This window comes from Thermogutta hypogea (assembly GCF_055386265.1).
Genome location: NZ_AP042425.1, coordinates 2,275,522 through 2,296,905, shown reverse-complemented (window position 1 = coordinate 2,296,905; position 21,384 = coordinate 2,275,522). Strand labels below are relative to the sequence as shown.

15 protein-coding genes are annotated in these 21,384 nt (G+C 61.7%); 13 read left to right on the top strand and 2 right to left on the bottom strand.

From position 1 onward, the window contains the following. Positions 1–649: 649 nt before the first annotated feature. The 3 genes from ACZ5B4_RS08285 to hemG all read left to right on the top strand — a co-directional run bounded on the left by ACZ5B4_RS08285 (position 650) and on the right by hemG (position 4,452). The gene (locus ACZ5B4_RS08285) at positions 650–1,510 is read left to right on the top strand and encodes an MBL fold metallo-hydrolase (protein ID WP_464913965.1); all 861 of its coding nucleotides are present in this window, start codon (positions 650–652) and stop codon (positions 1,508–1,510) included. 209 nt (positions 1,511–1,719) lie between these two features. Beyond that, positions 1,720–2,916 carry an alpha/beta hydrolase family protein gene (locus tag ACZ5B4_RS08280; RefSeq protein ID WP_464913964.1) on the top strand — a complete coding sequence of 399 codons (1,197 nt, stop codon included), beginning with the start codon at positions 1,720–1,722 and terminating at the stop codon, positions 2,914–2,916. 30 nt (positions 2,917–2,946) lie between these two features. Further along, positions 2,947–4,452, top strand: coding sequence for a protoporphyrinogen oxidase (gene hemG, locus ACZ5B4_RS08275; RefSeq protein ID WP_464913963.1), 1,506 nt, complete (start codon positions 2,947–2,949; stop codon positions 4,450–4,452). 507 nt (positions 4,453–4,959) lie between these two features. On the opposite strand, the gene ACZ5B4_RS08270 is transcribed toward hemG, so the two are convergent. Further along, on the bottom strand, positions 4,960–5,664 hold the full coding sequence (locus tag ACZ5B4_RS08270) for a hypothetical protein (RefSeq protein ID WP_464913962.1): 705 nt from the start codon (positions 5,662–5,664) through the stop codon (positions 4,960–4,962). A gap of 1,773 nt (positions 5,665–7,437) precedes the next feature. On the opposite strand from ACZ5B4_RS08270, the gene ACZ5B4_RS08265 reads away from it, so the two are divergent. The 8 genes from ACZ5B4_RS08265 to ACZ5B4_RS08230 all read left to right on the top strand — a co-directional run bounded on the left by ACZ5B4_RS08265 (position 7,438) and on the right by ACZ5B4_RS08230 (position 17,938). Continuing rightward, positions 7,438–7,995 carry a sigma-70 family RNA polymerase sigma factor gene (locus ACZ5B4_RS08265; RefSeq protein WP_464913961.1) on the top strand — a complete coding sequence of 186 codons (558 nt, stop codon included), beginning with the start codon at positions 7,438–7,440 and terminating at the stop codon, positions 7,993–7,995. Positions 7,996–8,108: 113 nt separating this feature from the next. Continuing rightward, complete coding sequence (locus ACZ5B4_RS08260; RefSeq protein ID WP_464913960.1) at positions 8,109–9,806, top strand: FecR family protein; 1,698 nt, start codon at positions 8,109–8,111, stop codon at positions 9,804–9,806. A 224-nt stretch (positions 9,807–10,030) separates the two neighbouring features. After that, a complete protein-coding gene (locus ACZ5B4_RS08255) occupies positions 10,031–11,467 on the top strand; it encodes a bifunctional folylpolyglutamate synthase/dihydrofolate synthase (RefSeq protein WP_464913959.1) in 1,437 nt (478 codons plus the stop codon). A 276-nt stretch (positions 11,468–11,743) separates the two neighbouring features. Next, positions 11,744–12,856, top strand: coding sequence for a sialidase family protein (locus ACZ5B4_RS08250; RefSeq protein ID WP_464913958.1), 1,113 nt, complete (start codon positions 11,744–11,746; stop codon positions 12,854–12,856). Positions 12,857–12,994: 138 nt separating this feature from the next. Beyond that, entirely contained in the window at positions 12,995–13,975 is a 981-nt protein-coding gene (locus ACZ5B4_RS08245; RefSeq protein ID WP_464913957.1) for a sugar phosphate isomerase/epimerase family protein, read from the top strand. A gap of 52 nt (positions 13,976–14,027) precedes the next feature. Continuing rightward, entirely contained in the window at positions 14,028–15,497 is a 1,470-nt protein-coding gene (locus ACZ5B4_RS08240; RefSeq protein ID WP_464913956.1) for a carbon-nitrogen hydrolase family protein, read from the top strand. Positions 15,498–15,690: 193 nt separating this feature from the next. After that, complete coding sequence (locus tag ACZ5B4_RS08235; protein ID WP_464913955.1) at positions 15,691–15,999, top strand: hypothetical protein; 309 nt, start codon at positions 15,691–15,693, stop codon at positions 15,997–15,999. Positions 16,000–16,144: 145 nt separating this feature from the next. Next, positions 16,145–17,938 (top strand): DUF7402 domain-containing protein, encoded by a 1,794-nt coding sequence (locus ACZ5B4_RS08230; RefSeq protein WP_464913954.1) that lies wholly within the window; start codon positions 16,145–16,147, stop codon positions 17,936–17,938. Positions 17,939–17,949: 11 nt separating this feature from the next. On the opposite strand, the gene ACZ5B4_RS08225 is transcribed toward ACZ5B4_RS08230, so the two are convergent. Next, positions 17,950–18,459, bottom strand: coding sequence for a YbjN domain-containing protein (locus ACZ5B4_RS08225; RefSeq protein ID WP_464913953.1), 510 nt, complete (start codon positions 18,457–18,459; stop codon positions 17,950–17,952). Positions 18,460–18,873: 414 nt separating this feature from the next. On the opposite strand from ACZ5B4_RS08225, the gene ACZ5B4_RS08220 reads away from it, so the two are divergent. Both ACZ5B4_RS08220 and ACZ5B4_RS08215 read left to right on the top strand, forming a co-directional pair. Beyond that, positions 18,874–20,001, top strand: coding sequence for a glycosyltransferase family 2 protein (locus ACZ5B4_RS08220; protein WP_464913952.1), 1,128 nt, complete (start codon positions 18,874–18,876; stop codon positions 19,999–20,001). 380 nt (positions 20,002–20,381) lie between these two features. Continuing rightward, on the top strand, positions 20,382–21,377 hold the full coding sequence (locus tag ACZ5B4_RS08215; RefSeq protein ID WP_464913951.1) for a DUF1573 domain-containing protein: 996 nt from the start codon (positions 20,382–20,384) through the stop codon (positions 21,375–21,377). Positions 21,378–21,384 lie beyond the last annotated feature (7 nt).

Below are 21,384 nucleotides of genomic sequence, written 5' to 3'. Positions count from 1 at the left end.
GCGGGAATCGCCTCCGAAACCGGCGCGACGCCGAAATCGGTCCCCGGATTACCTCTTCTCGCCGCTCGAATCGCGTGAAAAAAACGCTCTTGACCGTTTGGCCGGATGGTCGGTATCTTGGCGACGCGTTTTATGAAAGCAGCCGGGTCGTGGGAACGAATCCCCGTCCGCGGCGGAAGTCACTCGGCGGTGAGGCTTGCATTTGGGCGTCGTCGTCCCGCGAGCTCCCGCCGGGAAACCGGCATGGAGGCCGGGCTTTGCCGCGGGATGTGCGCTCACGGTGAGTCTTTCGGCGGCAGGAGTCCGCCGAAGTGGGTTTCCGATTCTCAACGACCTCCAATCGCTCCCGGAATGCGAACAGTCCTTCCCCCCTGGGACGCCGCCTCTTCCGGGGGCCTTTTTTTGCGCTGTCCTGCTTCTCACGGCGTGAAGCCCTTTTCAAACGCATTCGATCGAAGTCGTTCGCACGGCACGACGTGGAACGGCGGTCCCCCTCGGCGTCTACGCAAACAGGGACCCGCAATCGTATAATCGACCGTTTCGCCGGGTGCTCGCGTCGGGCAGCCCTCGCTTTCGCGACAACTGCCCCGACTTGCGAGGATTCGCCGCACGGCGCGGTTCGATGGCACCGTCAATTCAGGAGGCAATTTTGTCCGAGCACGAAGACAACCCGTTGGAGGATTTGCCGGTCCGGCGGCTGAAATATCGTTCGCTCACGATCGAAGGCTATTCCCGGGCGGCCTTCCAGACTTACTGGAGGATTCCGGAGTTCCGCTTGGGTTTCGACTTGGGAAACCAACCCTGGCGGTTCATGGGAACTCCCAACTGGTTCATTTCGCACGCGCACATCGACCACATCGCTGCGTTGCCCGCCTACGTGGCGCGGCGGCGGATGATGAAGATGGAGCCGCCCGCCATTTACATGCCGGAGGAAATCGTGGAGGGGGTACAGCGGGTGCTCCACGCGGTCAGCAGGCTGGATCGCGGCAGACTGCCGTGCCGTATCGAGGGGCTGACTCCCGGCCAAGAGATTGAACTTTCCCGAGAGTTGGTCGTTCAGGCCGTGGCTACTTACCATACCGTGCCGTCCTTGGGTTACCTGGTTTGGGAGCGGCGAAGGAAGTTACTCGACGAATTGGTGGGGCAGCCCGAGGCCAAGATTCGAGAGATGGCTCTAAGCGGCGTGGCCGTCTCGCGAGAGGTGCGAATCCCTCGGCTCGCCTACCTTGGCGATAGCCGGATCGATGTGTTGGACGCCAATCCCGATCTGTACCAGGCCGAGGTCCTGATTATGGAGTTGACCTTCGTTGCCTCCAAACATCGCAAGGAGAAGATCTATAAGTTCGGGCACGTTCACCTCGATGACCTGATCGAGCGCCGCGAGCGATTTCGGAACTCCTTGATCGTGGCGTCCCATTTCAGCATCCGCTATCATCCCGATCAAGTAGAGCGCTACGTTCGCAAGCGACTGCCCGACATGTTGGACAGCCGATTGTATCTTTGGTTGTGAGCCGCTTGCGATACGCGGGACAGCTCTACCCTTGGCAAGGCGGACTGAAGAGGGGCATTACGGCGAACGCCTGCCGAGGCATGCGGCCGCTTACGCCGCATCACGTCCCTTGATGCGGCGTGGCGTTGTGCCGGTAGGCTTAGGATATCAGCCCAGGGAGATGAACTATGGTTTACGCAAGCATGACCGCGCGATCGCGCGGTTCTAGGATGGCATGGTACGTCGCGGTAGGGGCCGCGTTATTGACGATGCGGGCGGCGGTCATCGCTCAAGTCGCGGATAGCCCATCGGATCGCGTCGGTCCCTGGAATCTGACGGAGCTGCGCCAAACTCCGGAATACGAGTGGGGAGAGACGGTCGACGGCCTGCGCCAGGTTTACTTTCGAAGCGAGCCTTATCAAGGACGACCCACGCGGGTTTTCGCCTGGTATGGGTGTCCGGATAACGGCGAGCGGCCGCTGCCCGGAATCGTGCTCGTTCACGGCGGCGGCGGAAAGGCCTTTCGCGAATGGGTTCAATTGTGGGTGGAGCGGGGATACGCGGCCATCGCCATGGATTTGGCCGGCTGCGGTCCGGACGGCAGCCGCCTGCCGGACGGTGGGCCGGGGCAGTCGGACGCGGACAAGTTCGCGCCGTTCGACGATGCCGACGTGGGGCGGATGTGGACCTATCATGCGATTGCGGCCGTGGTCCGCGTCCATTCGCTTCTTGCGGCGCAAGAGGGCGTCGATCCGCGGCGGATTGCGGTGACGGGAATCAGTTGGGGCGGCTATTTGACCTGCATCGCGGCGGGTGTCGATGACCGCTTCGCGGCCGCCGTGCCCGTCTATGGGTGCGGCTTTCTGCACGAAAACAGCGTCTGGTTGAAGACCTTCCAAGGTATGGACCCGGAACTCCGAGACCGCTGGGTGCGGTATTTCGATCCTTCGCAATACTTGGGTCGGGTAAGATGCCCCATTTTCTTCCTTAACGGGACCAATGACTTCGCCTACCCCCTGGATAGCTATCGAAAGTCCTTCGATTTGGTGGCCGGTAAGAAGGCCGTTCGCATCGAAGTAAGGATGAAGCACAGCCATCCGGACGGTTGGGCGCCGAAGGAGATCGGTTGGTTCGTAGACTCGGTGCTGCGCGGCGGCGAGCCTTTGCCCGAGCTGGGAGACTTGCGGTTGGAGTCGGGCCGCGCCGTGGCCGCAGTCCGCGGTCGCGTGCCGCCGGTATCCGCGGAGCTGCACTACACGCGCGACGAAGGCCCCTGGCAGGAACGCAACTGGATTACGGAACCTGCGCGGATTGAGAACGACCGAGTCGTGGCCGAGATCCCGGCGGCTCCGGTGCGAGCCTTGTTTTTGTCGGTCAGGGATGCTCGCGGAGCGATGGTCAGCACGTCCTGGCTTGAGGGACCGTAGTCCGGGAACCCTGCGTCGGCGAGCTTCGTAATGGATCAAATGAACGCCTCTCCCGACCGAACCCCGCCCGAGATGCCGCCGCGGCGCTTTGCTGTGGTGGGTGCCGGTATTTCCGGGCTCGCCGCCGCGCTGGAGTTGCAAGAAACAGCCGCCCCTTGCTCCGTCGAGGTCTTCGACGCCGCGTCGGAGCCGGGCGGAGTCCTGGGGACCGTCAGCGAGGACGGCTTCCAGGTCGAACGCAGCGCGGACAATTTCATCACGACCCTGCCTTGGGGCGTGGAGCTGTGCCGCCGGCTCGGCTTGGACCAGTCGCTGGTGACGACGAACCCCGACGCCCGGCGCGCCTTTGTGGTCCATCGCGGAAAGTTGCATCCTTTGCCGGACGGGTTCCAGATGCTGGCCCCGACGCGTTGGTTGCCGCTGGCTTTGACTCCCTTGCTTTCGCCGCTGGGCAAGCTCCGTGCCGCCGCGGAGTATTTCCTTCCTCCGCGACGAGACGACGGCGACGAGAGCATGGCTGATTTCGCGCGGCGACGGTTGGGCAACGAAGTCTTTCAGCGGTTGGTCGAGCCGCTTGTGAGCGCGGTCTACGGGGCCGATACGGAGAGGCTCAGCCTGCTGGCCACGCTCTCACGGTTTCGCGACATGGAAAAGCGCTACGGCAGTCTGATTCGAGCCATGCGGGCTCAGGCGGCCGAGCGTCGAAAACAGGCGCGGGCCGCGGCGGAATCACCAAGGCTGACGCGCGAGAGCGGGGCGCGGTACAGCATGTTCGTGACTTTGCGGCACGGCCTGCGCCAACTCCTCGATGCGATCGCGGCACGACTTCCGCCGGAGGCTCTTCGGCTCTCCACGCGGGTGGAATCGGTTTCGCCCTGCGAGCGTCAATGGCGGTTGACCTTGGCGAACGGCCGGGAGCTGCTTTTCGACGGCGTGGTTCTGGCGGTGCCGGCCCATGCAGCGGCGGCATTGACGCAGGCCTTTCTGCCCGGCTTGTCGGCTCTCCTTGCGCGGATCGAATACACGGGGAGCGCGATCCTGGCGGCGGCCTATCGTCGCGAGGACGTGGGCCATCCGCTCGACGGCTCCGGCTGCGTCGTCCCGTCCGTGGAAAAGAGTCCCGTCTTGGCGATCAGCTTCAGCAGCCGGAAGTATCCCCATGTAGCCCCGCCGGGAACGGTGCTGCTTCGTGTGTTTGCAGGAGGAGCCCGGCGACCGGACCTGGTTGATATGGAGGAGACGCGTTTGCGGGCGTTGCTGTTGCCGGAAGTGGAACGGCTCCTGGCGATTCACGGCCCACCCCTGAAGACGTGGCTGTTTCGTTGGCGGGCGGCCATGCCGCAGTACGCCGTCGGGCATCTCGATTTGTTGCGCGAGATTCGCCGCGAATTATCGCAGCACCCCGGTTTGGGGCTAGCCGGAAACGGCTATTTCGGCGTCGGCATGCCGCATTGCATACGCAGCGGGCGATTGGCGGCGGCTTGGGCGATGGGCCGAGCCCGGCCGGAGGATTTCGCTCCTCCGCCCGCATTCTGAGGATTCCGTTGCCGACTTCTCACGGGCGTTCGTTCCCTCGCCGGCGGGACCGTGGCGAGACGACACCGCGACAAGAAATGAAAATCCCGACCGCTTGTTCGAGCCGCGTGTCGCTCAACCGATTCCGGCTTCGCTTGCGACTCCGTCACTTCCGGCCACGGTCCGGCTGTTCCTTCCGAGCTACCACGCTTGGCACGGCGTTGACCCAGGCTTGCTCACGCGGAGTCAAGGTTCGGTCACGGCTTCGTCGGGAACGGCCTTTTCGGCTTTGGGTGACGTTTGTTCGGTCGGGATTCTCGATTGGGGTAAAGATGCTTCAGGTAGGTGCTTCGTTCTTCGCGTGTTCGTCAGGGGTGACTCGTCGTGCAGGTGCCGCGAAGATGGTGTCGCTTGCAGGTAGGATAACTCAGGGTAGGTAACTCTTGGGTAGGTAGCTTAGGTAGGGTTTTGAGGTAGGTGTTGGTGGGGTGAGAACTTGGTTGGGTGATCGTCTTGGTGGTTCGCGGTTCAGTTGCCGTTCATGGCGACCTGGTTGCCGACGGCGGGAGCCAGGGCTTCGTTCCGCAGGCCGTCCAGGAACCGCTTGGCTGCGAGGTATTCCGCTGCGGGCAGTTGTCGGATTTCGGCACGCAGCAGATCCGCCATGCGATCGGTGGCCGTTTTGACCTTGGCGAAGAACACGCTGTCGGCTCCGTTCTCGCCGGGTCGTTGGGCGGCGAACAACCCCTCGATCTCATTGCGAGCGGCGGTGTAGCGATCGCCCAGCAGGCAGTCCGGCCAGTGAATCACCTTGGTGACGGGATCGAATTCGGCGACCGTCAAGCGGTTCATGGGCTTTTGCACGGTCATCGCGGCGGGCTGTGCGGCGTGCTTGCTGTCACCGGGGCTGGGGGTCTGTCGCAGTGCGAAATAGGTGTCCCGAGTTTGACGCCGTTCGTAGAAGGTCTTGGTGTGCTTGAGGGCGTTGTCCATGCGCATGGCTTGGACCTCGGTCATGGTCTTCGCGATTTGGGCTTGCTGAACCTGGGCGTCGGCGATCGCTTTGACCATCGCCGCTTGAGCCTGGATGAGCATGGCCTGGGCTTTGACCATCTCGGAATCGTTCCGCACCTCTTGGATGGTATAGGAGGTCGGCTTCTGGGCGAGGGCGTGACCGGCGATCAAGGCGGCGGCGGCGACGGCGAGGCAGCAACGGGCGGCGATACGAGTCATGGCACTTCTCCTTTGTGGAACGAAAGACCTCATCAAACTTCCGGCGGAGAAACGCTCTCCGCACTTCCGGGACCGATTCCCGAGATCATCCGTCGAAGCAGTGACTAGTGTAAATACACTAGAACTACTCGCTATCGACTCTCGGTGCGTGAAGGGGACCTCACGGACGCTCGACTCACTCGGGGAATCGCTACAGGTTATGGGTGGGTGCTCCGGTCGGAGCGGCGGGAGCCTGCATCTCCCTTAGGGGGCGCCTGGATGCTCGGCCAGGCATACGGGTGGGATCTGGGGGGCGGGGATCGACGTGTCACGCTTCGCCCCCCGCGGCACAGGCCGCAAGGACGCTTCTATTTGCGATGCACCTCCTTTCCGACGAAGGTTTTCTAGTGTGAAAACCCTAGTTACAATCCGGACCTCGAAACAGCTCGAGGGAACTCACTCTTTCTCGGGATGCAAAGCCTGAACTTTTCTCTAGTCAGCCTTTGCGATTTCCTTCCAAAGCGAAATGATTCCTCCGATCCCTGATGCGGCGGGCGTCATCCCCGGGATGGACGCTCGCTTTGCACGGGTTGCCACCCGGAGCGGCCCGCTTCAGCACCGCATCGCACTCGCGGCGTTGTCGGGCTGACTCCGCGGCCGGGCCGGTTTTCCGCGACCCAGCCGCCTATCGGGCCTTCCTGTCTCGCTCCCCCGCCGTCGGTCGGCCGAATCGCCGAGGCGATGATGCCGACCAATCGTGTCTTGCCGGTCACGGGGTGCTGCTTGCGCGGGCAATCGTGTCGGCAAGCGCGTGCGTGGAGAGCATAAGGTGGGTAATTGTGTCTGGTAGGATGTTTTGTCAGGTGGGAATCTCGACCGCGTCAGGCGTTTGGTATCGGCTGATCGAGCCCAATCGCATGTTCTCGCGGTCATTCGTGCTTGCGATGTACCGAATCGTTCGTTTCATCGCAAGGCCGATTGTTCGCTTCTTATCTTTATTTCGGGCGACGCGGATCGTCGGGTTGAGGAAAACTCTATCGAGGACTCGCGTTGTATCGCCCAATCCTTTTTGACGACCGAAGCAAAGTGGGCATCCTTGCCTCGTTCGCTTTTCAAATCGTACAAGGCGGACCAAGATTTACCGAAAGAAGATCGCGGCCGCAAGGCCGAAAAACGCCGGGAATTCCTTTTTCATTACGACAATCGCAGCCGCCTGGGCCGACTGTGGGCGATTGGTAGCCGACTGTGGGCGATTGGTATGAGAATGGCGGTTCGATAAGCGGCGGTGGCCTTCGCCGCGATTCTGTGATCCCGGCTGAGGCCGACCAATGGCGGTCAAGAAAACAACGGCGGAAATATAGAGGGTGCGGCCGAGATCCGGTAGGATGCGGCCAAGATCCGGTTCGAGCGGGACTTCTTGCCTCCGAGACGGAATCCCCCGCGTAGTGGGGTAAAGGGTCGATTTTCGGGAATTTGCCGGTAAAATGATATCGGTTCAGTACGATTTAAGCGTGACGCACGAGCCGATCGTGACGTGAGCCCACCAACGATTACCCGCCGGACGAAGACAAAAAGTCCAGTTTCCCCCTTTGACCTGCGTGGAAAACGGATTCAGGTATTCCTCAGGAAGCCGATCAAGGACGTACGCACGGCTTGACATTTGGAAGCGGCGCAGGGATCGCCATGTGCTTCCATGCCGTCGGTAACGGATTGCCCGGATCGCTTGGATGCGAGAGATGATGATGCGGCGCGCCACGGCGCACGCAGTCACCGATGACTAGCAGGAGCGATGCCATGGGCTGGAATCAAGATGTCATGGCGGCTGACGGATCGGCTGTTTCTTCGCGGACGGAAACGGAGGAGTTCGTAGCGCGGTTTTCGCGGTGCCATGAACGTTTGTTCGGGTATATCTACAGCCTGGTGCCGCACGAACAGGACGCCCGCGACATCTTTCAAAGGGTGAGCCTCTTATTGTGGCGAAAGTTTTCCAGCTTTGACCCGGAAGCGGATTTTTTCGCGTGGGCGTGCGGTGTGGCCTATTACGAGGTGCGCAACTTCTTCCGGGTCTCCGCTCGCAGTCGCTTGCAATTCAACGATGAACTGCTGAACACCTTGGCGGTCGAAAAGGCGCGGCGCGGTTCGGACGACCGCCGTTTGGAGATTTTGCGGGAGTGTCTCAAGGATCTGCCGTCCACCGAACGGAAACTTCTCATGGAAGTGTATGCAGACGAGCGCCCCATTCGTGAGGTCGCCGAAGAGCGCGGCAAGGCGACGCAAACCGTCTACAATCGGTTGAATCTTATCCGTAGGAAGCTGTATGCAAGAATGCAGCGGGCTTTGACCGAGAATTAAAGGTCGGGCCGAGCATTTCTCGTGGATGCATTCGGAGGTGATATTTTGCGCCCATGGTGCGCGCTGAATGGGTGACGGTTGTCGGACACATGCCGACTCCGTAAGGGACGACGATGATGCTTGGCGGCAAGACGCGGGAAGAATTGCTGGTGTTGCTGGAGGCGGTCGTCAACGAGACGATCTCGCCCGCCCAGCATCGCCGTTTGGAGGAAATCCTGACGCACAGCGCCGAGGCCCGCAGCATCTACCTCGATTATCTTGACATGCACGCCGGTCTGCGCGCCTTGGCGATGGGGCAAAACGAAGATGCGCAGATGTCGCGGATTGTCGCCATGGTCAAAGAGGAGACTTCCACGGCAAGGAGGTCCTCCCGAGGCAGGGCGGCTCTTCCTCGCTCTTGGGCTCTAGTCATCGCCGCCGGCGTTCTAATCGCGGTCTTGGCCGGCTGGTTGCTCGGAAGGCTATCGGCAAGGGGCTCGCCTGCCGAGGCACCGAAAGTTGCGGAACATGTCGCCACGATAGCGCGTTGGGCGGGGGCCGCGGTCGAAGGGACGCCGATTCCGGTCGAGGGACGGCGTCTCGCACCCAACGACGTTTTGGCTTTGAGCCAAGGGAGCGCGGAAATCCTCTTCGACGGCGGACAGCGGGTGCTCTTGCAGGGCGAAACACGGCTGCGAATCCGGTCCGGGACGGATGCGGAACTGCTCCTCGGCCGGGCCCTGGTACGGGCGGATGAGTCGGCGGGGAGATTCCGCTTGCTGGCGGGCGATGCCGTCTTCGTCCACCGGGCGTCCGAATTCAGCGTCGAAGTCGGCCGGGACGGCACTTGCGCCCTGCACGTTCGCTTGGGAGAGGTCCGCCGAGAGCGAATGTCGGCGGACGGCAGGAAGCGTCTTTCTCGCGAGACCGTCGTGGCCGGCCAGGCCCGGGTTTTTCCGCCGCAGGCCGAATCCGGCTCCCCAGTCTCGTTCGAGACCGAGCGTTTTGCCGCGCCCTTGGCGGCCGTTCCAACAGCCGGCACGGACGATGTCTTGGCCGAGGAGGATTTCTCCGCCGTATCGCCGGACCCCGTTGCGTTGGTTGCCGCGCGGGGCGCGGAATTCGAGGATGGATTGGGCTGGAGCGGGCGTTGGGTGGTCGGGCCGGGAGACGTGCCCAACATTCTTGCCGACCAGTGGTTCGGCTTGTCTCGCAACGGCCTGCGCCAAATACCGGGCGTCCTCAGCGTGGAAGGCCAAGCCGTCTTTCACCGCCGGCTCGCGCATGCCTTGGTGCTCCATCGCAATGCCGTGTACTACCTGGGGTTCATCGTGAAATGGGATCGTGCGTCGAACGGGCAAGGCGGATGGTTCTCCGTCAGTTTGGACGCCGCCGATAATCCCAGAACGGACCCGATTACGGTCGGCCTATGGGTCGATCGGCAGCTCGTCTTCGCGAGGGCCGAGCAGGCAGCCGTGCGCAGGGCGCTTCCCTTGGAGACCGGGCGGGAGTATTTGTGTCTTGTCAAGCTCGCCGCGGATGAGCAGGGACGCACGGAGGTATTCGTCCGCGTTTTTCCAGGTGAGCAACCGCCGAACGACGTTGAGCCGGACGCTTGGGACTTGGTCCTTCGCGCGGCTTCACCTGATTCGTTGCCGGATACCGTACTCTTTCGCGTGGATACGGCGTCTCGCTGGTATCTCGATAAGTTGCGACTGGCCAAGACGTGGCGCGGCGTCGTGTCGCCATGGCTGCCAAGCCAAACGGCGGGCGAGACGATCACCACGATTGTGCCTTATCCACCCCATGCTCGGCTGGTCCGCAATCCGTGACCGCCGTGAGCCGGCCGCGCCTCGATGTTGTGAGTCGGGTCTTTTTACGGGCGGCGAAACGCCTCCCTACCGGCCCCGGCGGGAAAGGGACTCATTGGCAAGCGATTCTTTTCCGCGACAATAAGGGTAGGTCCTAGCCGCGCGTTTGCCGAAGGCCATACCCGTGGCAAGGCTACGATCCGAATTCCAGCACTCCGGTTCACTTCTCCCTCAATCACGAAACGATGCCGGAAAATCCCACCTCCTATCCGCCCCAATCGGGCGCAAATCCCCGGCTCGGTGAGTTGCGGCAAGCCGAGTTGCGAGGGTTTTTGCTCAGTCGTACGAATTTCGAGAGGACCATCCCCGGCGGACCGCTGCGGAGCAAGGTTTTCAAATTGAGCCGCACCCGTGAGTTGCTCGATCGGTTGGGCAACCCCGATCGGTGTTATCCGATTTTGCACGTCACGGGAACGAAGGGGAAGGGTTCGACGGCCGGCATGGCGGCGGGGATCCTGCAAGCGGCGGGCTATCGCGTGGGCGTGTTCACGTCGCCTCACCTGCTGCAAGTCGAGGAAAGGCTGGCGGTGGACGGGCGTCCCTGTCCGCCCGAGCATTTCGATCGACTGCTTGAGGAAATCCGGCCGGTGGTTCGGGAGATGGATGCGGGCTGGGAGAGTATGGGCGAGGGCGGCCCGACCTACTTCGAGATTCTAACCGCGATGGCCGCGCTGCATTTCGCGCGGCAGGGCGTCGATCTCGCCGTGCTGGAGGTGGGGTTGGGCGGCCGATTGGACGCGACCAATGTGTGCCGACCCGCCGTCTCCGTCATCACCAGCATCAGCTACGATCACACCGATATCTTGGGGACCTCGCTGAAACAGATTGCGTGGGAGAAGGCGGGGATCATCAAGCGCGGAATTCCCGTGGTGAGCGGCGTTACCGATGCTGAGCCGAGAGAAGTCATCCGCCGCGTGGCGGGCAAACGGGGAGCCCCGTGGATCGCTTATCCGGAACATCTTTCGTATCGTTATCGGTCGCCGCGGCACCTGGAACTGGGCGATGGTCGCGGCTGGGTCGAAATGGAAGTACGCCTTCCGGAAGACAGCCCGTTTTTTCTCCAATCGGAGTTGCGGCTGGTGGGAGAGCATCAGGCCCGAAACGCCCTGCTGGCCGTGGCTGCCGTGCGACGAATGCAGCACGACCTGGGTCTCCGCATTCCCGTGACGGCGTATCGCGAGGCCTTGGCGAACGTCGCCCCTCCCGCCAGAATCGAGGTCGTGCGGCGGAAACCGGTCGTCGTGATGGACGCCGCGCACAACGTGGCTTCGGTCGAGGTGCTGTGCCGAACCCTGAGCGAGTGCTTCGATGCCCGTCGAAAATGGGTCGTGTTCGGGACCACTCAGGGCAAGGACTATGCGGGCATGCTGCGGCTCCTGGCATCTCATTTCGACTATTTCGTGCTCACGCAGTATCACGGCAATCCGCGGATGCTGCCGGTGGATATCTTGTCGGCCGCCGCCGAAAACATCATGCCGGGCCGTTTCATCGTGTGCCCTGATGCCGGGGAGGCATGGCGCGCCGTGCGCGCGGCGGTGCGAGCCGAAGATTTGGTTTGCGTCACCGGCTCCTTCTTCTTGGCCGCCGAGATGGGCCGGGTCCTGCAAGAGACGGACATCTAGAAATCCGACGAAATGGCCTGACAGACGAACCAATATTTACTCTCATCATCGGGGCACGCGGTTCGCCGGTGCTCGCTGGTCTTGTCGTGCAAAACTGCGCGTTTGCGGATGCCGACCGAGTTGCGGCCGGATGTGTCCTCCCGCCGATGTTGCCTCGGAAGTGGTAGAACACCGGCTGCGGCTTGCAATTCGCCGTTCGTAAGATCACATTGTTGTGGGTGGTTGCCTTCATGCACGAGCGTGCCGTTTCTGCGGGGAACGGAGGGAAGATTGAAAATGAGAGCGACGTTCATAGTGGCGGTCCTGTTGTGCCTCACGACGCCGGTACTTTCGGACGAATACCCTCGAGAAACGGTGGTGTTTTCCCAAGCGGAAAACGGCTATTTCGCCTATCGCATCCCCGCCGTGCTGACGGCCGCCGATGGTTCCGTGTTGGCCTTTGCCGAGGCGCGCAAGTACAACCTTTCCGATCCCGGCGGTCAGGGCCAAGAGATCGATCTGGTCTTGAAGCGGAGCCGGGACGACGGGCGAAGTTGGTCGCCCATGCAAGTCATCGAGGCCCCGGGCAAGTTCTGGTCCGCCGCGAATCCCGCGCCGTTGTTGGATCGGGAAACGGGCAGAGTGTGGTTGTTTTACGTCCGCTGCGAACCGGGGCGAGGCACGCACGCGGCTCGGGCGGGAACGGATGACGTCCGCAACTTGATTCGCTACAGCGATGACAACGGTGCCACCTGGAGCGAGCCTATCGACATTTCTCGCACGGCTCGCGACTACGGCGATCCGCAATGGAGAGTCACCATCCCCGGACCGGGCGGAGCCATCCAATCGACGAGCGGGCGTCTCTTGGTTCCCTGCTGGAAATTCGCCCCCTATCGCAATTTCATTTTGTTTAGCGACGATCACGGCAAAACGTGGCAGCGCGGCGCGATTCTACCCAACGAAGCAGGCAGCGATGAATCGCAATTGGCGCAGCAATGCGACGGAACGATCCGGCTGGATTGCCGCCAACAATCCGGCCCGCGGCGTTTGTTGTACGAAAGCCGCGATGACGGAACGACCTGGGTCCCGATCGGGCCGGGGCCGGCGATTACGCCCGTGATGTGCGCGATAGAACGATTCACCTGCCGAGCGGACGGCGGCGGACACGATCGCATGGTATTCTCGGGGCCGCGAGGACCGGGGAGAAAGGGCCTGACGTTGTGGACCTCGTATGACGGTGACCCGGAATTCAAGAATCCCAGAACGATTTGGGACGGGCCGGCCGCCTACTCGGATTTGACTGTTCTAAGAGATGGAACCCTCGGCATACTTTGGGAGAAAGGCACGGAGCATCCCTATCAGCAGATCGTGTTCACCAGCGTGGATCTCTCTTGGTTGGAACCTAAGTAAGACGTTCCGGACCGACGGCCGCCGACTTTGTGGTATGCCGAACTCGGTCGGAAGCTGCCGCTTGGCGAGGTTCGCGGAACATGTAAATAGAGCGGTATATCGCGAGAAATGAATGACCGATCGAAAGGATCAAGCTCGATGAGCACCACGCGACGAGGCTTTTTGCAGACGACGGGCGCGGCGATGGCGGCGGGAATGTTGCGTACGACCGAAGGCGCGGCGCCGCCGACCACGGCGGGCGACCGACCGGTGACCGGCGCGAAGCATCCCATCCGCTTGGGAGCCCCCGTGTTTCATGCCCCCAAGGACCCCGCGGAACTGGCCCGCTTGCACCGCGAGCAAGGCTACCGAGCCGCTTACTGCCCGCCGGTGGGAATCCAGGAAACGGATCGGCTTCGCGAGATTCGCGAAGGCTTCCAACAGCACGACGTCGTGATTGCGGAAGTCGGGGTCTGGTGCAATCTGCTGGATGCCGATCCGCAGAAGCGAGGGGAAAACATGCAGCGCGTCATGGACGGACTGGCGATTGCCGAGGAAGTCGGCGCCCGGTGCTGCGTGAATATCGCCGGCTCGTTTAACCCGACGGTTTGGTTCGGGCCGCACCCCAAGAACCTATCCGAGGAGTTTTTCCAGGCCGCGGTGGAGAATGCCCGCCGCATCATCGACGCAGTCAAGCCGAAGCACGCTAAATTTGCGTACGAGATGATGGGGTGGTCGCTGCCGGACAGCCCGGACTCGTATCTTCGCATGATCCGGGCGGTCGATCGCGAGGCATTCGCCGTGCACTTGGATCCGTGCAACTTGGTGAACAGCCCGGCCAAGTTCTACGACAATACAGGTTTGCTTAACGAGTGCTTCGACAAGCTGGGACCCTGGATCGTCAGTTGCCACGCCAAGGACCTGAAATGGGAAGTGGAGATGAACGTCCACTTCGTAGAAGTGACGCTGGGCGAGGGCGAAATCGATTACGTGACATACCTGCGGCGTCTGGCAACGCTGCCCGCCGACGTTCCCTTGATGATCGAGCACATGAAGGGCCCGGCCGAGTACGAGGCATCGAAAAACTATCTGTTCGAGGTGGCGAGAAAGGCCGATGTCCTTTTCGAATACGTGCAGTAGACCGAGCGATAGCAAGTTGAGGACCGAGATGCGTGCGGGAGGACGTCGGGCCATGGTGCGCGGAACGGCGCTCGATCGAGTTTGGGAAACAGAGGGGAGCGGAAAAGCTCGCTTTGCGATCCCGCCGGCTGGTTGGGTTTTGCTGCTGGGGGGAACTCTTCTGTGGGGTGTTTCGGTTGAGAGTAGGGCGACGTTTGCCGAAGAACCCGCCGCGACCAACCTGCTCCGATGTCCGACGTTTTCGCCGCAGGGTTCGCTTCAGCCCGATCAAGTCTGGAGCGTCTTCCAACCTGCGTTCAGTCCGGCGCAGATCATGCCCGTCTTCGAGGAGCAGGGCGTCTTGTGGGCGTCACCGGACCGCCCGTTCGCCGTCGGTGCGATCTCGCAAAAGGTCGAGCGGGTTCAGGGCGGGCGGTCGTATCTTCTCGAATTGCGAGGAACGGCGTGGAATCTGAGCGAACCGATCCAGGCCGCGGTATTGGCTCGTGTGACGTTTTTGCGGCAAGGGAAACCGACACATCCGGCGGGAATGCAGGCGAGGGAGTGCCGGCAGTCAGCGGCCGATTCCGATACCGTGGTATTCACGCTACAAGACGTATTCGCTGCTCCGCAGGACGCCGATGCCGCGGAAATCTCGCTGGAGGTCAAGTGGCTCCGCGGCGGTCGCGTCCGTCTGGAGGATGTGGTATTTCGTGAAACGGCCCCGCGGGCCGGACGGACCGTGAAAATCGGAACCATCCATTTCCGGCCGCGGAACGGCTCACCGCAATCCAACCTGGAGCGGTTCGCGCAATACATCGACCAAGCGGGACAATTGGGGCTGGATGCGGTGTGCTTGGGCGAAGGTATTACCGTCGTGGGGACGAACAAGTCCATGGCCGACGTGGCCGAGCCGGTACCGGGACCGTCCACCGAATACCTGGGAGGATGTGCGGCGAAAAACCGCCTTTGGATCGTGGCGGGGTTGTACGAGCGCGACGGCGATACGCTTTACAATACCGCCGTACTCATCGATCGCCAAGGCAAGTTAGCAGGCAGGTATCGCAAAGTTCACCTGCCTCGGGAGGAATGGCGGCAGGGTATTACGCCGGGCGGCGATTATCCGGTCTTCGAAACCGATTTCGGCCGGGTGGCCATTCAGATCTGCTATGACTGGTTCTTCCCCGAGGTCGCCGCGATGTGGCGAATCCAAGGTGCGGAGGTCGTCTTCGCGCCGACCTGGGGCACGACCTTTCCCGATCAAGAGGGACGGGTAGAGGGGGAAAACGTCTTCCGTGTTCGAGCAAGGGACGGCGGTTTCTACCTGGTTGCCTCCGTGTACGACGGCAGCAGCTTGGTGATCGATCCTTTGGGGAGGGTGTTGGCGCGCAATGAAGGCCGGGAAGGTGTTTTCTGGGCGGAAGTGGACCTGGAGGAGCGCCATCTGCTACCTTGGGTCGGCGATTGGCGAACGATCGGACCGCGGCATCGAATGCCGCGCACCTATGGGCCGTTGACGGAATCGAGGGACATTCCGCGATAGAGCGTGTCCTTTCCCGGTCGGCCGCGAATCCTGATGCGATCCGTCGTCGGGCCGTCCGCAAGGAGCAAGTCGGTCTCCGTCGCGGGGTGCGGCCGTCATCCTTTTTGCTAAGAACCAAGGGGCGGCGGGAAGACAGCGTTTGTCGGCAAGATTTGGCTCAGGTGATCGGCGATGAAAAGGGAGGGGAGCGGTGATGACCAAGACTGCCGTTATCACGGCCCAGCAGCGCTGGGAGTACCTTTACACGGTACGGCGATCCGAATTGGCGTTGCAAGACGAGTTGAATGAGTTAGGACAGCACGGCTGGGAGTTGGTCGGTTTCGAGTACTATAAAGACGCCAAAGGCGTCATGGGCTGGATCGCCTTCTTGAAACGTCCGAGCGCGGGCCCCAAGCCCGCTTCGGCCGCCGGCGCGGCGGACACCGAGGCACACGAAAGCGGAACCCCTGCCGACCGGCATCCCGTGACGGAAGGGGACGTCTTCGACGTCAAGCAGGAATAGGGGGCGGATCCCTTCGCGGAGTTGAGGATCCGAACTCTTTAGCAATGCCTTGGCGGCCGTGATGGCGTTTCGGGGAGTCCTGGTCGTATTCTTTCACGGCCGGATTTGCAGGACCGTCTTTTCACTTGGGGAATGGGAAAGAGCCATGACGTACCGACTCGAAACGATGGATGACGGCGGCTTGGGGCGCGTGTTCGTTGCGATATTGTGTACGATCTTTCTGATCGGAGGGCCGGCCGCAGGGCAGGAGCCGACCTTGCGAACCGGCGGTGCTACCTTCCGCACAATCGCGGCTCCGCCGCCCGCAAAGTATTTCACTTGGCCTTCGGAACCGCCTCCGGATTGCCCGCTCACCCGTTCTTCAGACTTCGTGGAAGTGGGCTTTACCGGACGTCACGCCGAGTATACGGGAGCCGATACTTGGTATCCCTCTTGGGCGGCAGATGACAAGCTCTATTCTTGTTTCACGGACGGAAGAGTGGGCGATGTCGTCGCCATTTCGGGGAATGGTGATCGGGCCGTCGTGGGGCACGCGGTGATCGTCGGCGACGACCCACTCCATCTCCAGGTGATAGATCCCGGCGTTATACCGGGTTCCGCCTTGCCGTATCATGGGCGATATCCTTCGGCGAATCTCTTTTTCGACGGCGTGTGGTACATCGGAACCTACGCTCTGGCGCCCTCGGGCCGGGTCGAGCAAGAGGGCGTCGTTTACAACTGGCCGTGGCTCGGGCCGCTGGTAGGATTTCATGTCTCGCGCGACGGTGGAAAGACCTGGACGCCTTGTCCGCACTCTCCGGCAAATCCTCTTTTCGGCGAGTCGGGACTGGAGGGGCGGCCGGTCAAGATCGGCGCGGCCCATGTGGTGGACTTCGGTCGGGAGCTGGAGCACTCGCCGGACGGCAAGGTCTATCTGGTCTCGCACGGGGCGTCACGAGGGCCTGAGAATCGCCGCTTCGGGTACAACAGTTGGATTACCGGTGACGAAATCTACCTTCTTCGCGTCTCGCCGGGGCCGGAAAGCCTCAACGATCCGGCGGCTTACGAGTTCTATGCCGGCGACGATGAAGACGGCCGGCCGATTTGGAGCCGAGATTTTTCCGCCATTCGGCCGATCGTTCGTTGGGACGACAATATGGGATGCGTGACGATCACTTACAACGCTCCCTTGAAAAAATATTTGATGTGCGTCACCGACGGCACGAATACGGCGGGCTTCTTCAATAGTTACGTGCTGGAAGCCGATCGCATCACCGGTCCCTATCGTATGGTCAAGTATTGGTACCACTTCGGCGAGCAGGCCTACTTCTTGAATCTGCCTTCGCGGTTCATCTCTGCGGATGGTCGCACGATGTGGCTTTGTTACGCCGCCAACTTTGCGCCCAATTGGAACGACGCGAAGATTCGCTCGAATCCGCCGGGGAGTCGTTACGGTATGTGCCTGCAAGAGATTCGGCTGATTTCCCCGGACGAGCCGTGCGAGGACTCGCCCTGGATGTCTCCGCGGAATGTCGCCCGCCGTGCCAAGATCAGCGTGAGTTCCGTGCATCCCGGTTATCGGGCCGAGGCCTTGTGCGATGGTTCGGCGGCAGGTTTTCCCGACAGCCCGCAGACGGAGTGGGCGGGCCTGGGCGAGGCGGAGACGGCTTTTGTGCGGTTGACCTGGGATTCACCCGAGACGATCGACCGGATTTGGCTCTTCGACCGGCCGAACGACCTCGATCAGATCACCGCCGGCATGCTGATTTTCAGCGACGGCACCACCATCGCCGTTCCGCCGTTACCCGACGGTCCGGGAGAGGGCCTGGAAATCGCCTTTCCCCCGCGCGAAGCGTGGTGGGTGGCATTCGCGATCACGGGCGTCAAGCCGGGAACGCCGAACGTCGGCCTGGCCGAGATGGCGGTGTTTGCCGCCGCGGGGGAAATCCGGGCCGAGTGAAGGGGAATCGTTTAAAAATCATCATTGCCGCTGGTAACCGCCTTTTCTTTCTCGTCGGCCGTCGTGCAGACAGCTTGGACGACGGTTTGAAACGTCTCTTTATCGGCGTCGGCCGAGATTTGGGCCGTGAACACGGCCACCAAGTCATCACCCGACTTGATGACTCGCCACGCCCCGACCTTCACGCGGTTGTTATCTCGCAACAGATCCATCAGCATCTCAGCCGTGGCGTCCGCAGGGACTCTGAAACCGGGCGCCCAGACTTCCCGAATTTCCATATTACCCAGCTCCACCGTCTTGCTGTTGGCATAGACGAGTTGCGTTCGGTCGTCGTCGAAACGAAAGACCATCGTGTAGTCGCCGTCGGAATCAACCTCGTATTTCCAACCGACGGCTTCAATCACCTTGCGGACCCGGGCATCGGCGGAAGATCCCAGTTGCGCGTGGGCGACGACTGCGACCGCGGACGCTGTGACGATTGCCGCCAACGATACCAAAGCGAACTTATGACCGGCTGACATGGCGACGATCCTTTCGGGGAAAGAGACTGAACACTCGCGCGCTCGGGTAGTCCGGGCTTGAAAACGACAACGGCGAGAGAAACGCAATCCACGCGGCGTTCTGATACCGTCCTTTTCGGTATGTCTGGGAGTAGTCTAACCCTTTCACGAAGGAAAAGCAGTAGCCATTATTGGGGGTAAAGCAGCGTTGCCGTGAATCGGCGGAAATCGGTAAGATGCGGGCGGTCGGCAATTCCGCCGGACGGGCCCTCCCCATTTCCCGGAGCGATACCCTTATCCGGGGGAGGGGCGTTTTCGATCGTGTTTTGACGGATTCGGACCCTCCGGGGGATCGGTGAAGGTTTCCTGGACACGCGGGGAAGGGTTTTTGGAGGCGGGAGAAGGCCTGCACTCCCGGCTGTCAAGGAAGATCGCATGTACCAGTCCTTCAGCAATGCCGTCGCGGTAGCGGAAATCTCGGTGGTGATCCCGTTGTGTAACGAGGAAGGCAATGTGCGGCCGCTGTACGAAGAACTGGTCGGCGTGCTGGAGGGGCTGGGGCGCTCCTGGGAGATTTGCTTCGTGGACGACGGATCCCGGGACGAGACTTGGGAGCGGTTGCTCGCCGTGACCGCGGGCGATCCCCGGGTCAAACTCGTGCGTTTCGCGACGAATTTCGGGCAGACTACGGCCTTGGCGGCGGGGATTCACGCGACGGCGGGAAGGATCGTTGTGACCCTGGACGGAGATTTGCAAAACGATCCTGCCGATATTCCGCGATTGATCCGTGTCTTGGAGCAGGGTTACGACGTCGTTCACGGGCGGCGGCAGAAAAGGCGAGACGCTTTTTGGACCCGCCGTTTGCCTTCCTCGGTCGCCAATTGGCTGGTTCGCCGCGTTACCGGCACCGAGGTTCACGATTTGGGTTGCGCCCTGCGGGCCATGCGCCGCGAATTGGCCGAACGATTGGAGCTGATCGGCGAGATGCATCGGTTCATCCCTGTCTTAGCCGATGCGCTGGGGGCGAGATCGGTCGAACTCGACGTGCGGCATCGTCCGCGAAGTTCCGGCAGCACCAAATACGGACTGCGAAGGACGTTTCGCGTCTTGCGCGACCTTGCGGTTCTCGCTTCGCTCCCTCGGGGACGCCGCACGCCTTTGAGCCGGTTTTCTCACGCCGCGATTGCCTCCGGCGTTTTCGGACTAGGCTTGATGTTTTGCGGGATCGTTGGAACGGCGGGCGGGGTTACCGTTCGGGCGGCGCTCTTGATTGCCGCCGAGATCGCGTGGTTCTTCGCCCTGGCGATGTGGAACTTGGGAATTCTGGCCGAGCAGTTGATCCGCACGACGGGCTGGAAGCGGATCCTGCCTTTGTACCAGGTCGTCGTTCCCGGCGGCGAAACGTTCCGCTTCGCGTATACCACCTTGGTTTCGCCGGCGGTCGCGGATCAGCCGCGGAAACCGCCGTCCGTCATCCCGTTTCCTCACAATCAGCCGCTCGAAAGCCCGATCCCAGGAGCGACGTTGGGGTCTGATTCGATTCGTACGGGCACACACGCCTAGCGGAATCGGTCATTGCCATCAACGGGCCTGCGGGAGAATTGGCGCGGCGTCGTCAGGCCTTCGGGGAATGTCAGGAAATCGCTGCGGCCCCGGGAAAGCGCCCCGGTATTGCAATCGGGGCAGGGCAGGAGAGGTCCGGCCCACGGTGCAGTCGGCATTGATTGGGATTGCGGCTATCAGTATCATCCGCTTCCGGAGGGGTTTGCCGAGAAAGGCGATAATCCGGTTGAGGGAGCGCTGCGCATTCATCAACCGGTCGTTACGGCCGCTCCGGAGTGTTACGGAACGGGCTCTTGAGCATGGATTCGGACCGCTATTCGTGGTCCTGCGTCCTTGCCGTAATTACCTACCTCAATGACCCTCCTTCGATGGTAAGTGCCATGAAAACGCGATTCGGGTTGGCTGCTCTTACGGCCGTGATGATTTTCGGCACGGGGCGTCTCTGCTTCAGCCAGGAGTGGGCGTCCGCCATGTTCGACCACCTTCAGCACGATTTCGGCATGGTGGCCCGGGGCGCCAAGGTCGAGCATGTCTTTACGTTGAAGAATCTCTATGTCGAGGACGTCCACATCGCCAACGTGCGAACGACCTGCGGCTGCACGCAACCGCGGTTCACCAAAGACACTCTGAAGACGTACGAGGTCGGCCAGATCATCGCTACGGTGGACACCCGGGCCTTCATGGGCCGCAAGGATGCCACGATCACCGTGACCTTCGATAAACCCTTTCCCGCCGAAGTGCAACTGCATACCTACGTCTACATTCGCAGCGACGTGGTATTCGAGCCGGGCGAAGTATTGTTTTCCGGCGTTCCCGCGGGTACTACCGCCGCCCGCAAGGTGCAACTCAGTTACGCGGGCCGCAACGACTGGCAAATCGTTCAAGCCGTGCCGAGCGTGCCCTTCTTGGATGCAAAGCTGGTTGAGACGGCCCGCGGCGGCGGGCAGGTGCGATACGAAATTACGGTCACGCTGCAAGCGGACGCCCCGGCGGGGTACTTCTCGGAACGCATCGATTTGACCACCAATGACGTTCGCAGCGACGCCCAACGCATCAGTTTGCCTGTGGAAGGTTCGGTTGTGGCTGCCGTCAGCGTTCAACCTTCGCAAGTCTTGCTGGGCGTGGTGAAGTCCGGTGCCACCTTGGCTCGCAACATCGTCATCCAGGCCCGCGAGCCGTTCCAAGTGCTGGAGGTCCAAGGTCCCGATTCCCGCTTTCGATTCGTGACGCCCACCGGCAAGAAAAGCGTTACGGTCATCCCCATGACGTTTGAAGCCACGGGCCGAGCCGGCGATATTCGCGGCGAAATCATCGTTCGCACCGATTTGGCCGGCTATGAGACGATCCGCGTGCCGGTATTGGGAAAGGTCGAGTAGTCGAATA

What these genes read in the sequence shown, in the direction of transcription:
- ACZ5B4_RS08235 (WP_464913955.1), top strand. Translation starts at nt 15,691, where the DNA reads ATGACCAAGACTGCCGTTATCACGGCCCAGCAGCGCTGGGAGTACCTT.
- hemG (WP_464913963.1), top strand. Translation starts at nt 2,947, where the DNA reads ATGGATCAAATGAACGCCTCTCCCGACCGAACCCCGCCCGAGATGCCG.
- ACZ5B4_RS08265 (WP_464913961.1), top strand. Translation starts at nt 7,438, where the DNA reads ATGGGCTGGAATCAAGATGTCATGGCGGCTGACGGATCGGCTGTTTCT.
- ACZ5B4_RS08280 (WP_464913964.1), top strand. Translation starts at nt 1,720, where the DNA reads ATGGCATGGTACGTCGCGGTAGGGGCCGCGTTATTGACGATGCGGGCG.
- ACZ5B4_RS08225 (WP_464913953.1), bottom strand. Translation starts at nt 18,459, where the DNA reads ATGTCAGCCGGTCATAAGTTCGCTTTGGTATCGTTGGCGGCAATCGTC.
- ACZ5B4_RS08255 (WP_464913959.1), top strand. Translation starts at nt 10,031, where the DNA reads ATGCCGGAAAATCCCACCTCCTATCCGCCCCAATCGGGCGCAAATCCC.
- ACZ5B4_RS08270 (WP_464913962.1), bottom strand. Translation starts at nt 5,664, where the DNA reads ATGACTCGTATCGCCGCCCGTTGCTGCCTCGCCGTCGCCGCCGCCGCC.
- ACZ5B4_RS08240 (WP_464913956.1), top strand. Translation starts at nt 14,028, where the DNA reads ATGGTGCGCGGAACGGCGCTCGATCGAGTTTGGGAAACAGAGGGGAGC.
- ACZ5B4_RS08215 (WP_464913951.1), top strand. Translation starts at nt 20,382, where the DNA reads ATGAAAACGCGATTCGGGTTGGCTGCTCTTACGGCCGTGATGATTTTC.
- ACZ5B4_RS08230 (WP_464913954.1), top strand. Translation starts at nt 16,145, where the DNA reads ATGACGTACCGACTCGAAACGATGGATGACGGCGGCTTGGGGCGCGTG.
- ACZ5B4_RS08245 (WP_464913957.1), top strand. Translation starts at nt 12,995, where the DNA reads ATGAGCACCACGCGACGAGGCTTTTTGCAGACGACGGGCGCGGCGATG.
- ACZ5B4_RS08250 (WP_464913958.1), top strand. Translation starts at nt 11,744, where the DNA reads ATGAGAGCGACGTTCATAGTGGCGGTCCTGTTGTGCCTCACGACGCCG.
- ACZ5B4_RS08220 (WP_464913952.1), top strand. Translation starts at nt 18,874, where the DNA reads ATGTACCAGTCCTTCAGCAATGCCGTCGCGGTAGCGGAAATCTCGGTG.
- ACZ5B4_RS08260 (WP_464913960.1), top strand. Translation starts at nt 8,109, where the DNA reads ATGATGCTTGGCGGCAAGACGCGGGAAGAATTGCTGGTGTTGCTGGAG.